Below are 12,155 nucleotides of genomic sequence, written 5' to 3'. Positions count from 1 at the left end.
CGCACCATGAACGACCTGCTCAAGTTCGCCCAGGCCCTCGAAGACGAGCTCAAGTACGAGTCGGTGCTGGAACGCACCGGCAAGGTCTTCGAGGTGGTGGGCACGCTCATCCGCGCGACCGGGCTGGACGTGCGCATGGGCGAGTTGTGCGAGCTGGAGGATGCGCGCGGGCGCAAGCTGCAGCGCGCGGAGGTGGTGGGCTTCGGCAAGGGCGGGGCGGTGCTCTCGCCCTTCGGCGGCCTCACCGGCGTGAGCGATGCGACGCGCGTCATCGGCACCGGCAAGCCGCTGAGCGTGCGCGTGGGGCAGTCGCTGCTCGGGCGCGTCATCAGCGGCCTGGGCGACCCGATCGACGGCAAGGGGCCGATACGCGGTGGTACCGAGCGGCTGGTGTACGCCGACCCGCCGGACCCGATGAGCCGGCAGATGATCGAGCACCCGCTGCCCACCGGCGTGCGCATCATCGACGGCCTGATGACCTTCGGCGAAGGCCAGCGCATGGGCATCTTCGCGCCGGCCGGTGCCGGCAAGAGCACGCTGATGGGCATGCTCGCGCGCGGCGCGCAGTGCGACGTGAGCGTGATCGCACTCATCGGCGAACGCGGCCGCGAGGTGCGCGAGTTCATCGAGTTCATCCTCGGCCCCGAGGGCATGGCGCGCTCGGTGGTGGTGTGCGCGACGTCCGACCGTTCGTCCATCGAGCGGGCCAAGGCGGCCTACGTGGCCACCGCGGTGGCCGAGCACTTCCGCGACGAGGGCAAGAAGGTGCTGCTGATGATGGACTCGCTCACCCGCTTCGCCCGCGCCCAGCGCGAGATCGGCCTGGCGGCGGGCGAGCCGCCGGCGCGGCGCGGCTTCCCGCCTTCGGTGTTCGCCGAGCTGCCGCGGCTGCTGGAGCGCACCGGCATGGGCGCCAAGGGCTCCATCACCGCGCTGTACACCGTGCTGGCCGAGGACGAGAGCGGCGGTGACCCGATCGCCGAGGAAGTGCGAGGCATTCTCGACGGCCACATGATCCTGTCGCGCCGCATCGCGGCCAAGAACCAGTACCCGGCCATCGACGTGCTGGGCAGCCTGAGCCGCGTGATGACGCAGATCGTGCCCAAGGAGCACGTGGCCATGGCCTCGGCGCTGCGCAGCCTGATGGCCAAGTACGACGAGGTCGAGATGCTGCTGCAGGTGGGTGAGTACAAGGCCGGCAACGATCCGCATGCCGATGCGGCAGTGGAGCGCATCGAGGGCATCCGCGCCTTCCTCAACCAGGCGACGACCGACCTGCGGCCCTTCGAGGACACGCTGGCGCAGCTGTCGTCGCTGGTGCACTGACTGGCCATGGCGGCCGATCCGCAGACCCGCAGCCTGCGCGTGCTGGCCGGCATCCGCCGGCGCCGCGCCAAGGCGCTGGAAGCCGCACTCGCCCAGCAGCGTTCGGAGATGGAACGCGTCGCGGCCGAGGCTCAGGCGGCGCGTGACGAGCTGGAGCGCAAGGTGGAGGAACATCGCCTTGCGTTGCAGGAACGCTCCGACCTGCTGGACCGGCCCTTCACGCCGGACCATGTGAAGTCCGCCGACTTCGCCATCGAGACGCAACTGGCCGCCAAGGGCGAGGCCGACAAGGTCGTCAAGCGTTGCGACAGCACGCAGCAATGGCAGGCGCAGCAGGTCGAGGCCGCGCAGGCGGCCTGGCGCCGCAACAACGAACGCATCGAGCGCTTCGATGCACGCATCGCCGAGCTGATTCGCAAGAAGGACCAGGCCGAGGAAGAGTCGGCCGACGAGGAATCCGAAGAGATGGCCAGCGCGCGCATCGGCCGTTCGCGCTCGGCACGGGGGAGGGGCGATGGCTGAATTCGACCTGGTCCACATCGGCATGTCGTTCTCCGACATGCTCAAGACGGTGGCGCTGTGCGGGCTGCGCCTGTACGTGGTGTTCATGGTGCTGCCGGCCATGTCGGGCGATGCGGTGCAGGGCCTGGTACGCAACGGGACCGTGGTGATGTTCGGCCTGTTCATCGCCGCCGGCCTGCCGCCGGACGGCGTGGCCTCGCTGCCGCCGATGATGTGGCTGTCCATCGCCGTCAAGGAGGCGATCGTCGGACTGATGCTGGGCTTCGCCGCGTCCACCGTGTTCTGGGTGGCCGAGTGCGTGGGCGCGCTCATGGACACGCAGGCCGGCTACAACAGCGTGCAGCTCACCAACCCGCTCACGGGGCAGCAGAGCACGCCGGTGTCGGAGCTGCTGGTGCACCTGGTCATCGCGGTCTTCTTCGCGCTGGGCGGCATGCTGGTGCTGATCGGCGCGCTGTTCGACTCCTTCCGCATCTGGCCGCTGATGTCGCCGCTGCCGTCGATGAAGGGCTTTTCGGACGTGGTCTTCCTCACCGAGGTCGACACGCTGATGACGATGACGGTGAAGTTCGCCGCGCCGGTGCTGCTGGTGCTGCTGCTCATCGACCTGGGCTTCGGTCTCGTCACGCGCGCGGCCGACAAGCTGGAGCCGCATTCGCTCGCACAACCCGTCAAGGGCGCGGTGACCATGCTGCTGCTCGCGCTCCTGGCGGGCGTGTTCATCGCCGAGGTGAAGCAGTTCCTCGTGCCGCGCGATCTGTTGCCGCGCATGGAAAAGCTGCTGCCTGCGAAGTAGCGGGCGGACTGTCCTCAGGACAAACCCGAGGCCGCAGGCAGCGCCGTTGCAGTTGTCACCTTGCTGCGCTGCACACCATTCGCAAGCACGAGAACGCCAGCCTTCGCAAACCGCTGCAAGGCTTCGCATCGGCATCGTCCGGACACCGTCGCCAGCCTCGATCTGACAGCGCTTTCTCACGAATGAGATTCGAGGCCTGTTTTTCTTCGCCTGGGGTGTAACGAAAGCTGCCTGACCATTCATGAAATTTTTCACGAACGGCACTCCTAGCATGGCTTTCGTCCGAGGAAAAAACCACCACAAGGAGTCCAGATGTTCTTCTTCATGCTCTCCGCTTTGACGCGTACCGGCGGTGCACGCCGCCTGGTGCCCATGGTGCTGGCTGGCCGTGCACAGGATGCCGCATCGCAGGCGCTGGCCGTGCTGGACGACGAACCCGCCGCGCTGGAAGAAGCCGTGCTCGCCGCCGACCTGCTGCTCGCGCAGGACCGCGCTGAAGAAGCCGAAGAGGCTTACCGCCAGTCGCTCGCGGTGGCGGGTGCCGCGCCGCGTGGCCAGCTGCGCGTCATCTCCTGCCGCAACACCGGTTTCCTCAGCCTGTACCAGCGCCGCTATGCCGTGGCCGCGAACTGCTTCCAGCGGCTGGCCGACGACGAAGGTGCGAGCCTGTCGCAGCAGGTCGAAGCCCTGGCCGGTGCCGCGCTCACACAGCATGCGCTGGGCCGCAGCGACATGGCCAACCATGCGTTGTCGGATGCGCAGTCGCGGGTGGACGGCGCGGCGGCCAACGGCGATGCCGACCTGCCGTCCTTGTCGCTGTTCCTGCGCCTGGTCCGCCTGGAGCTGTCGGCACAGGCGATGATCCGCACGCACGCCGCGCTGGCCGACCACATCTTCTGGCAATCGGATTCCGCCTGGGCCGCCTCGCGCCCGGATGATGCGCAGCTGCAATCGCAGCTCATGCAGATGCTGCAGGCCTGCGGCTCGCATGTTCTGCTCACCCAGCGGCTGGCCTTGCTGGTGTGCCTGCTGCGGGCCCAGCACGGCTCGGTGCGCTCGCTGGAGTCGGTGCACGACCACCTGGCCTGGCTGCGGCGCATGCACCTGGCATCCGCCGAACGGCAATGCCGCATGGAGGCGGCGCTGGTGGCCATCGCCACGCACCAGGCCGAGCTCGCGCGTTCGCTGCTGGAGCCGCTGAGCACGCGCCAGGGCGAAGGGCCGCAGCGCTGGAACTTCGAGCTCTCGTACTGCCGCGCCAAGCTGTGCGAGATGACCGGCCAGAACGAGGAATGCCTGCGCCACTACCAGCGCTACGCCCTCGAATCGGTGATGTGCCTGCGCCAGGAGATGCCGCGGCCGGTGACCGCTGCCGCCGAGTCCGCGCGCACCGGCGAGGCGCGCGACGAGGTCGAACTTGCACTGCCGGCCAAGTACCGCCGCGCCTACCGCTACCTGCTTTCGCACATGGACCGGCCCGACTTGAGCGTGCGCGAGATCGCCGAGCACATCGGCGTGACCGAGCGTGCCGTGCAGTCGGCCTTTCGCACCCACCTGGGCATGACGCCCGCCGAGGTGCTGCGCCGCAACCGGGTGGAGCGCATCCGCGCCGATCTGCTGCAGGCCGAAGGCTGCGGGCTGAACGTGATCGAGACAGCCGCGCGCTGGGGCATCCGCAACCGCTCGACGCTGGTCTCGTCCTACCGCAAGCACTTCCGCGAGACGCCTGCCGACACGCTGGCCCGCCGCGAGGTCCTGCCGGCTGCCGCCGCGTGACGCGATGAAGCGGCATGCGGCAGGCGCGGCGGTCATCGCCTGCGCATTGGCGATGCCCGCGCGCGCAGGGCTGGTGCTCGAACCCGCGTGGCGGCCGCTCGGGCGCCTGTCGGGGTTGGGTCCACGCTGCTCTCGCCTGCACATGGCCGAGCCCTTCGTGCAGATGATCGGCGAAGCGGCTGCGGTCAACGGGCAGGATGCCTCGCTGATCAAGGCCATCGTGCACGTGGAGTCGGGCTTCGACGCAGGCGCGGTGTCGGCCAAGGGCGCGATGGGGTTGATGCAGCTCATGCCTGCGACCGCGCAGCAACTGGGCCTGGACGATGCGCGCACGCAGCTGCTCGATCCGGCAGTGAACCTGCGGGTGGGGGCGCAGCACCTGGCCCGGCTGCTCAGGCTCTTTCCGCAGCGGCTTGACCTGGCACTGGCCGCCTACAACGCCGGCGAGGGGGCGGTGCTGAAATATGCCGGCATCCCGCCGTATGCGGAGACGCAGGCCTACGTGCGCTCGGTGCTCGACTGGTACCGCGTGTACAGCGAGTCGACGTACGCGCCGCCGCCTTGCCCGGCCCGCTGATCGCTCAGAGGGTGCGCAGCAGGGGCAGCCGCAGGTCGAAGACGACGCCGCGGTCGGCCTCGCGGTCGAAGGACAGGCGCCCGCCCACTTCGCCCGCGATCTCGGCGCACAAGGTGATGCCCACGCCTGCGCTGACCCGCTCCAGGTCCTGCGCGGTGGTGGCGATGCGCATGCGGCACATCGCGCCTTCGGCGTCGATGGTGGCGGCCAGGTCTGCCGGCGCGCTGGCACGGTCCGCTTCGATCAGCAGGATGCGCAGCAGCACCGCCAGGCGCTGCGCATCCACGTGCACGGCCATGCGCAGGCGCGAGTCGATGCGCAGCTCGCGCGGCGGCCCGTGGCGCCACAGCGCGGCGTCCTTCCAGGCCTGGGCGAGGGCGGCCTGCGGGTTCACCTCGCTGGGCTGCGGCGAGGCGCGGTAGGAGAACATCTTCAGCTGCCCGACCAGCGAGGCCGCTGCATCCACCTGCGTGATGACCTCGCTCAGGCCCTGCTCCAGCTGCTGCGGCGCGCCGTCGTCGTTCAGCAGCGAAAGCAGCCGCGAGCGCGCCACGTTCAGCGGCGGCGCCAGCGCGTGGTGGATCTCGGCGATGAGCCGGCCCACCACGTCCAGGCGCTGCGCATGCACCAGCACTTCCTGCGGCAGCTCGCGGCGGCGCTTCTCGTCGCGGTCGGCTTCGGCGAAGCTCCAGCGCACCATGTGGCGCTCGGCCTGCATGCGCGTGTTGTCGGTGTGCGCGCGGCGGATCCACTGCAATGCGCAGTCGTGGTCGCCCATGTCGGCGTACAGCGCGGCCAGGCGGCGCTCGGTGGCGCTCAGGTGCGACTGGTTCTGCGCGGCGCGCAGCTTGTCGGCGGCGCGGCGCAGGCAGGCCACGCCGCGTCGGCGGCGGCCCAGGCCGAGGTGGTAGTCGGCCAGGGCGAGCAGGGCGTAGGTCTTGTAGCGTTCGCTGGCGGGGTTGGCCCGTGCACGGGCAATGCACAGCACGGCGGCATCGCGCGCCGCGGCCATGTCGCCCAGGCGGGACTGGATGGACAGCCACATCTGCAGCGCGGCCGGATCGGCATCGGTGCGCAGGGCGGGCAAGGCAGCGCGCGCCGCATCGCGGTGAACCTGGGCCTCGTCGGCACGGCCCGCGGCCCGGTCGGCCCGCGCCAGGTGGATGCCGGCCGCGTTGACACGGGCGAAGAAGGCGCCGGCCTCGCCCTGCACCAGCCGGTCGTACAGCTGCGCAGATTCGGCCAGGCAGGACAGGGCGGTGTCGTAGTCCTCGATCATCTCGTAGACCACCGCCTGGTTGTGCAGCAGCGTGGCGCGCTGGCCGGGGTGCTGGTCGGCCTGTGCCATGGCCAGTGCGCGGGTGGAATGCTCGATGGCACGCACCAGGTCGCCGGTCTCGATGCAGACGATGAAGCAGTAGTTCAGCGCCCGGCTGCGCCGGCGTTCGTCACCGCAGCGCTCGAGCACGCTGCTGGCATCCAGCGCGGATTCATAAGCCAGCGCGTAGTCGAACAGCCGCCAGGCGAAGTGGGCTTGCAGCAGCAAGGCCTGGCCCAGCACCTCGTCGCCCGCGCCGTCGCGCCGGGCCAGCGTCACCGCCTGCTCGGCCAGCCGCAAGCCCTTCGGGAAGTCGTTGCCGGCGGCCGAGGCCTGGGCCAGCAGGTCGGATGAGGAATCGATGGCGGGCGGGTCGAGGCGCGTGGACTTCATGGGCGCGGCAAGGGTGGGGCAGGCCCGGGCCGATGTCAAGGTCGCGATGGTGCGAAGGGGGTTCCGTTTTCCGTATGCGCCTTCGCTGGCCGTCCATGCGGCCCGGGCCCCCGGCCCTACGCTGGACAGACCACTTCGCGGCGAGACGCCATGTCCGACGAAAAGACCGAAGAGCCCACAGACCACAAGCTGGAGAAGGCACGCGAGAAAGGCGAGGTGGCCAAGAGCCACGACGTCGCGGTCGCGGCGTCCATGCTGGGCGTGGTGATCGTGCTGCGGGCCACGGGCGACACGATCGTGGAGCGGCTGCATTCGGCGATCTCGCTGTCGCTGGACTTCGGCAACGGCGACATGCCGCTGCACGAGATGTACCGCCGCATGCAGCTCATGGCGCTGGATGCGCTGGTGGCGGTGATGCCGCTGGTGATCGTGGCGGCGGTGGGCGCCGCGCTCGGGCTGCTCTCGCACGTGGGCTTGCTGGTGGCCATGGAAGCGGTGGCACCCAAGCCCGAGAAGCTCGACCCGGTGGCCGGCACGAAGAAGCTCTTCTCGGTCAAGTCGCTGTTGAATTTCCTGATGATGGTGCTCAAGGCCGGCATCATCGGCGTCGCGGTGTGGCAGGTCATCCTCATGCTGCTGCCGATGATCGGCGGCGCGGCCTGGCAGTCGGTGGCGGGCATCGGCACCATCGCCTGGTCGGCGATCTTCAAGATGCTGATGTTCGCGCTCATCCTCTTCATCGTGCTGTCGCCGGTGGATTTCGCGATGCAGCGCTGGCTTTTCATCAAGGACCAGCGCATGTCCAAGGACGAGGTCAAGCGCGAGCACAAGAGCCAGGAAGGCGACCCGCAGCTCAAGGGCAAGCGCAAGCAGATGGCGCATGAGATCGCCAACTCCGGCCCGGCGAAGGCCGTCGCGGGGGCGAGCGCCGTGGTCGTGAATCCGACGCACTACGCCGTGGCCATCCGCTACGTGGCTGATGAAACCGGGCTGCCGGTGGTTGTCGCCAAGGGAGTCGACGCTGAGGCGCTGAACATTCGCCGCCACGCCGAACGCCTGGGCGTGCCGGTGTTCGCGAATCCGCCGCTGGCGCGTGCGCTGCACAAGGTGGAGGTGGGTGCCATGGTTCCCGCCGAACTGTTCGAGGCCGTGGCCGCCGTGCTGCGCTGGGTCGAGAAGATGGGCCGCCGGCCCGACGCCATGGGAGCCGCACGATGAGCACGTCCGCACTGCATCCGGTGGGCAAGAAGGGCTTCGGCGCCGAGATCGGCACGCTCGCGGCCATCTGCGCCATCCTCGGCCTCATCATCTTTCCGCTGCCCACGCTGGTCATCGACATGCTGCTGGGCGTGAACCTCACGGTGAGCGTGCTGCTGCTGATGGTGGCGCTGTACATCCCGAACGCGGTGGCGCTCAGTTCGTTCCCGTCGCTGCTGCTGTTCACCACGCTGTTCCGGCTGGCGCTGAACATCGCGTCGACCAAGCTCATCTTGCTGCATGCGAACGCGGGGCACATCATCGACGCCTTCGGCAACCTGGTGGTGGCGGGCAACCTGGTGGTGGGCATCGTGGTGTTCCTCATCATCGCCATCGTGCAGTTCATCGTGATCGCCAAGGGTTCGGAGCGGGTGGCCGAGGTCGGCGCGCGCTTCACGCTGGACGCGATGCCGGGCAAGCAGATGAGCATCGATGCCGACCTGCGTGCCGGCCACCTCACCGGCGAGGAGGCGCGCACCAAGCGCGCGCACCTCGCGATGGAAAGCCAGCTGCACGGCGGCATGGACGGCGCGATGAAGTTCGTCAAGGGCGACGCCATCGCGGGGCTGGTCATTACGGCCATCAACCTGCTGGCGGGCATCGTCATCGGCGTGAGCTACCACGGCATGCCGGCGGCCGAGGCGGCCAACGTGTTCGCGGTGCTGTCCATCGGCGATGCGATGGTGTCGCAGATCCCGTCGCTGCTGATCTGCGTGGCCGCGGGCGTGATCATCACCCGCGTGGCCGACGACGCCAAGCGCCCCAAGCCCCTGGGCGCGGAGATCGCGAGCCAGATGATGTCCAACCCACAGGCGCTGTACCTGGCCGCCGCCTTGCTGTGCGGCTTCGCGGCGGTGCCGGGCTTCCCGTGGTTCGTCTTCCTCACCCTCGCGGCCTTGCTGGTCATGGCCGGGCGCAAGCTGCAAAGCGGCAAGGTGGTGGACAACGAGGCCAGCCCGTTCAAGGGGCTCCAGCGCGAGGGTGCCAAGGGCGAGATCACCCGCGGCATCGAGGAGCAGCCGGCGGCGTTCAGCTGCCCGCTCGCGGTGACGCTCGCGCCGGCACTGTCTGCCTCGCTCGACCCGGTGCTGCTGGGTTCGGCCTTCGAGAAGGAGCGCGGCTCGCTGCAGGAGAAGCTCGGCCTGCCGTTCCCCGGCATCCGGCTGTGGCAGCACGCAGCGATGGCGGAGAACAGCTATTGCATCCTCGTGCACGACGTGCCCGCGAGCGACGGCACGCTGGTGCCTGGTGCGAAGGGCGGGGGTGACGTGCCGACCAACGAAGAGGCCATCGCCAAGCATGCAGTGATGGTGCTGCACGACCAGGCGCACCTGTTCCTCGGCATCCAGGAAGTGCAGTGGGTGCTGGAGCGCGTGGGCCAGGACTACCCCGGCCTCGTGGCGGAAGCACAGAAGGTGCTGCCGCTGCAGCGCATCTCCGAGGTGCTGCGCCGGCTGCTGGAGGAGCAACTGTCCATTCGCAACATGCGCGCCATCTGCGAGAGCCTCATCGCCTGGGGTCCGAAGGAAAAGGACGTGCTCATGCTCACCGAGTACGTGCGCGGCGACCTGGGCCGCTACCTCACGCACCGCGCCACCGGCGGCACCGGCACGCTGTCAGCGGTGCTGCTGGACCCGATGCTGGAGAAGATGATCCGCGAGGCCGTCAAGCCCACGCCTGCGGGCAACTACCTCGCGCTGCCGCCGGACACCATGTCGGCCATTGCCGAGAACATCAAGGACATGGCCGGCAGCGAGCCGCGGCCGGCGTTGGCGGTGGTGACGTCGATGGACATCCGCCGCTACGTGCGCCGCATCGTCGAGACGGACATGAAGTGGCTGGGCGTGTATTCGTTCCAGGAGCTTGGGCCGCACGTGAAGCTGGAACCCGTCGGCCGCGTGTCGCTGTGACGAGGAGCCTGCTGCCGTGAGCCGCGTGAAGGCGTTGCCCACCGTTCTGCCCAAGCCGGACACGCCCGTGCGGGCCGGCGGGGCCACGGGCTTTGCGGCCCTGTTGCGCCAGCGTCGCTTGCCGAACCCGGTCGTGGACGACGATGTCGACGAGGAGGAGTCACCGGCTGCGCAAGACGAGGATGCGCCGGCGCCTGTTGCATCGCCGTCGCCACCGCGGCGCGAGATCCAGGCATCGCACCTCGAGCAGCCTCCGCTGGCCACCACCGAAGTCCATGCCGCCGCCGCCCTGCGCCCCGACGATACCTGGCTGCGCGTGGCCGAGGAACTGGCCCACACCATCTGCGGCTTCTGCAACGACCGCGCAGTGTCGGGCGCCGAAGGCTGGCAGGTGCAGATGGACCTGCGCGCCGAGCTGGTGGCCGACACCACGCTGCACCTTGCCCTTTCGCCGCATTGGCTGACGCTTCGGTTTCAGGCGCGCGACGCGCGATCGCACGACCTATTGTTCAAGGGCCGCGACGAACTGGCGCGGCTCCTGGAATCCACCATCGCGCCTCGGCGCGAGATCGCCATCAGCTTCGATTCGACATGAGCCCGTCCGCTGTTCCGTTCACGCCCCTGGCCGGCCGCCTGCCGCGGATGGCAGCTGGCACGGCCGCCGCGGCACGCGCGCTGCACCACCGAGCGCTCGCAGCCGGCATGGCGAACTCGCTGCCCGGCCTGCAGCTCATGCCGCATGCAGGTGCCCCGGCGGGACGCCTGCACCGGCTCACGCTGGAGACACCCGATGGCGTGCTGGAGGCTTGCCTCGCGGCGCCCGGCATGGCCTCGCTCGAAGCCGGCACGGCGCCATCGCAGGACATGACGCCCGTGCTGCGGCAGCTCGCCGCTGAAGCGCTGATGCAGCCGCTCGTCGAGGCCCTGCAGGCGCTGGGCCTCACGGAGACGGCCATCGGCGGGCTGGACGCCATGCATGAGCCGCTGCCGGCCAGCGGCTGGGTTCGCATCGTCAAGGGCGGACGGCCGGTGGCCTGCTTCGCGGTCACGCGCGCGCCGGCCACGCTGTGGCGCCGGCTTCGCCGCGTGCTGCCGCCACCGGGCCGCGTGCTCGCGCCGTCGCTGGCACTGCGCGGGCGCGTCACGCTGGCGATGCGGGCCGTGCCGCGGCGGGTGCTGTCCACCCTGGAACTGAATGACGTGCTGCTGCTGGACGGCAACGGCATGGACGAGGCCACCGACTGCCGGCTGAGCGTGGGCGCGCGCGGTGGGCGCTGCTTCACCGCGCCGGTGCAGGTCAATGACACCCAACTCACCCTGCGAGGAGCGGGACGCATGATCGAACAGGAAGACGACGACCTTGCCGGCGCGGACGGCGCGGCCGTGCCCACCATGGGCGACATCGACGTGCCGGTGCGCTTCGAGATCGACACGGTGCCCTTGCCGCTGTCCGAACTCGAAGGCATGTCCGCCGGCTATGTCATCGAACTGGCCGCGTCGCTGGCGGATGCACCCATCCGGCTGGTGGCCTGCGGCAAGGTGCTCGGCACCGCGGCCCTGGTGGCCGTGGGCGACCGGCTGGGCGCACGCATCCAGACCTTGGCGAGCGACGATGCAGCCCGATCCGGCGACTGAGATCATCCCGCTGCTGGCGATCATCTTCGCCATCGGCTTCCTGCCGTTCGCGGCGATGATGGTCACGTCCTACACCAAGATCGTGGTGGTTCTGGGCCTGGTGCGCAACGCGCTGGGCGTGCAGCAGGTGCCGCCCAACATGGTGCTCAACGGCATCGCGATCATCGTGTCGGTGTACATCGTCGCGCCCATCTTCATGGATTCCTTCGATGCCTTGTCGCGCCCGGGCGGCGGGCCGGGCACCGGCACCAAGCAGGTGGCCACCGCGATGGAAGCCGCGCGCGAGCCGGTGCGGCGCTTCCTGGACAAGCATGCGCATGCACGCGAGAAGGCCTTCTTCCTGAAGTCGGTCTCGGCGGTGTGGACGCCCGAACGCGCCAAGCAGGTGAAGGCCGACGACCTCATCGTCCTCGCGCCCGCCTTCACGCTGTCGGAGCTGACGGAGGCCTTCAAGATCGGTTTCCTCATCTACCTGGCGTTCATCGTGGTGGACCTGGTCACGGCCAACATCCTGCTGGCCCTGGGCCTGTCCCAGGTCACGCCCACGCAGGTGGCGATTCCATTCAAGCTGCTGCTGTTCGTGGTGATGGACGGCTGGTCCATGCTGCTGCACGGCCTCGTGATGACATACCGATAGGAGGGCGC

General features: G+C 69.3%; 11 protein-coding genes. 10 read left to right on the top strand and 1 reads right to left on the bottom strand.

The annotated features are described in order from the left end of the window. Positions 1–6: 6 nt before the first annotated feature. From sctN to DZC73_RS20840, 5 genes are all read left to right on the top strand, one after another. Positions 7–1,326, top strand: a complete 1,320-nt coding sequence (gene sctN, locus DZC73_RS20860) for a type III secretion system ATPase SctN (RefSeq protein WP_124542308.1) — start codon at positions 7–9, stop codon at positions 1,324–1,326. Positions 1,327–1,332: 6 nt separating this feature from the next. Next, positions 1,333–1,848 carry a hypothetical protein gene (locus DZC73_RS20855; protein WP_124542307.1) on the top strand — a complete coding sequence of 172 codons (516 nt, stop codon included), beginning with the start codon at positions 1,333–1,335 and terminating at the stop codon, positions 1,846–1,848. Continuing rightward, positions 1,841–2,644 (top strand): type III secretion system export apparatus subunit SctT, encoded by an 804-nt coding sequence (gene sctT, locus DZC73_RS20850; RefSeq protein WP_124542306.1) that lies wholly within the window; start codon positions 1,841–1,843, stop codon positions 2,642–2,644. Before DZC73_RS20855 ends, sctT begins: the two co-directional genes overlap by 8 nt. A gap of 312 nt (positions 2,645–2,956) precedes the next feature. Further along, positions 2,957–4,420, top strand: a complete 1,464-nt coding sequence (locus DZC73_RS20845) for a helix-turn-helix transcriptional regulator (RefSeq protein ID WP_124542305.1) — start codon at positions 2,957–2,959, stop codon at positions 4,418–4,420. Between the two features lie 4 nt (positions 4,421–4,424). Continuing rightward, on the top strand, positions 4,425–4,997 hold the full coding sequence (locus tag DZC73_RS20840) for a lytic transglycosylase domain-containing protein (RefSeq protein ID WP_124542304.1): 573 nt from the start codon (positions 4,425–4,427) through the stop codon (positions 4,995–4,997). A gap of 4 nt (positions 4,998–5,001) precedes the next feature. Here DZC73_RS20840 and DZC73_RS20835 read toward each other — a convergent pair whose 3' ends face one another. After that, positions 5,002–6,708 carry a sensor histidine kinase gene (locus DZC73_RS20835; RefSeq protein ID WP_124542303.1) on the bottom strand — a complete coding sequence of 569 codons (1,707 nt, stop codon included), beginning with the start codon at positions 6,706–6,708 and terminating at the stop codon, positions 5,002–5,004. Positions 6,709–6,858: 150 nt separating this feature from the next. On the opposite strand from DZC73_RS20835, the gene sctU reads away from it, so the two are divergent. From sctU to sctR, 5 genes are read left to right on the top strand one after another with little or no spacing between them, the layout of a single operon-like run. Then, a complete protein-coding gene (gene sctU, locus DZC73_RS20830; protein ID WP_124542302.1) occupies positions 6,859–7,926 on the top strand; it encodes a type III secretion system export apparatus subunit SctU in 1,068 nt (355 codons plus the stop codon). After that, positions 7,923–9,875 carry an FHIPEP family type III secretion protein gene (locus DZC73_RS20825; protein ID WP_124542301.1) on the top strand — a complete coding sequence of 651 codons (1,953 nt, stop codon included), beginning with the start codon at positions 7,923–7,925 and terminating at the stop codon, positions 9,873–9,875. Before sctU ends, DZC73_RS20825 begins: the two co-directional genes overlap by 4 nt. A gap of 16 nt (positions 9,876–9,891) precedes the next feature. Further along, positions 9,892–10,470, top strand: a complete 579-nt coding sequence (gene sctP, locus DZC73_RS20820) for a type III secretion system protein SctP (protein WP_124542300.1) — start codon at positions 9,892–9,894, stop codon at positions 10,468–10,470. Further along, complete coding sequence (sctQ, locus tag DZC73_RS20815; protein ID WP_124542299.1) at positions 10,467–11,510, top strand: type III secretion system cytoplasmic ring protein SctQ; 1,044 nt, start codon at positions 10,467–10,469, stop codon at positions 11,508–11,510. The genes sctP and sctQ overlap by 4 nt, the downstream gene beginning before the upstream one ends. Continuing rightward, positions 11,488–12,147, top strand: a complete 660-nt coding sequence (gene sctR, locus DZC73_RS20810) for a type III secretion system export apparatus subunit SctR (RefSeq protein WP_124542298.1) — start codon at positions 11,488–11,490, stop codon at positions 12,145–12,147. The genes sctQ and sctR overlap by 23 nt, the downstream gene beginning before the upstream one ends. Positions 12,148–12,155 lie beyond the last annotated feature (8 nt).

The sequence above is a fragment of the Rhizobacter terrae genome (assembly GCF_003852895.1).
Lineage (GTDB): Bacteria > Pseudomonadota > Gammaproteobacteria > Burkholderiales > Burkholderiaceae_C > Albitalea > Albitalea terrae.
This window is presented reverse-complemented; position numbering and strand designations above follow the sequence as displayed.

What these genes read in the sequence shown, in the direction of transcription:
- DZC73_RS20835 (WP_124542303.1), bottom strand. Translation starts at nt 6,708, where the DNA reads ATGAAGTCCACGCGCCTCGACCCGCCCGCCATCGATTCCTCATCCGAC.
- DZC73_RS20825 (WP_124542301.1), top strand. Translation starts at nt 7,923, where the DNA reads ATGAGCACGTCCGCACTGCATCCGGTGGGCAAGAAGGGCTTCGGCGCC.
- sctU (WP_124542302.1), top strand. Translation starts at nt 6,859, where the DNA reads ATGTCCGACGAAAAGACCGAAGAGCCCACAGACCACAAGCTGGAGAAG.
- DZC73_RS20840 (WP_124542304.1), top strand. Translation starts at nt 4,425, where the DNA reads ATGAAGCGGCATGCGGCAGGCGCGGCGGTCATCGCCTGCGCATTGGCG.
- sctT (WP_124542306.1), top strand. Translation starts at nt 1,841, where the DNA reads ATGGCTGAATTCGACCTGGTCCACATCGGCATGTCGTTCTCCGACATG.
- sctR (WP_124542298.1), top strand. Translation starts at nt 11,488, where the DNA reads ATGCAGCCCGATCCGGCGACTGAGATCATCCCGCTGCTGGCGATCATC.
- DZC73_RS20855 (WP_124542307.1), top strand. Translation starts at nt 1,333, where the DNA reads ATGGCGGCCGATCCGCAGACCCGCAGCCTGCGCGTGCTGGCCGGCATC.
- sctN (WP_124542308.1), top strand. Translation starts at nt 7, where the DNA reads ATGAACGACCTGCTCAAGTTCGCCCAGGCCCTCGAAGACGAGCTCAAG.
- DZC73_RS20845 (WP_124542305.1), top strand. Translation starts at nt 2,957, where the DNA reads ATGTTCTTCTTCATGCTCTCCGCTTTGACGCGTACCGGCGGTGCACGC.
- sctQ (WP_124542299.1), top strand. Translation starts at nt 10,467, where the DNA reads ATGAGCCCGTCCGCTGTTCCGTTCACGCCCCTGGCCGGCCGCCTGCCG.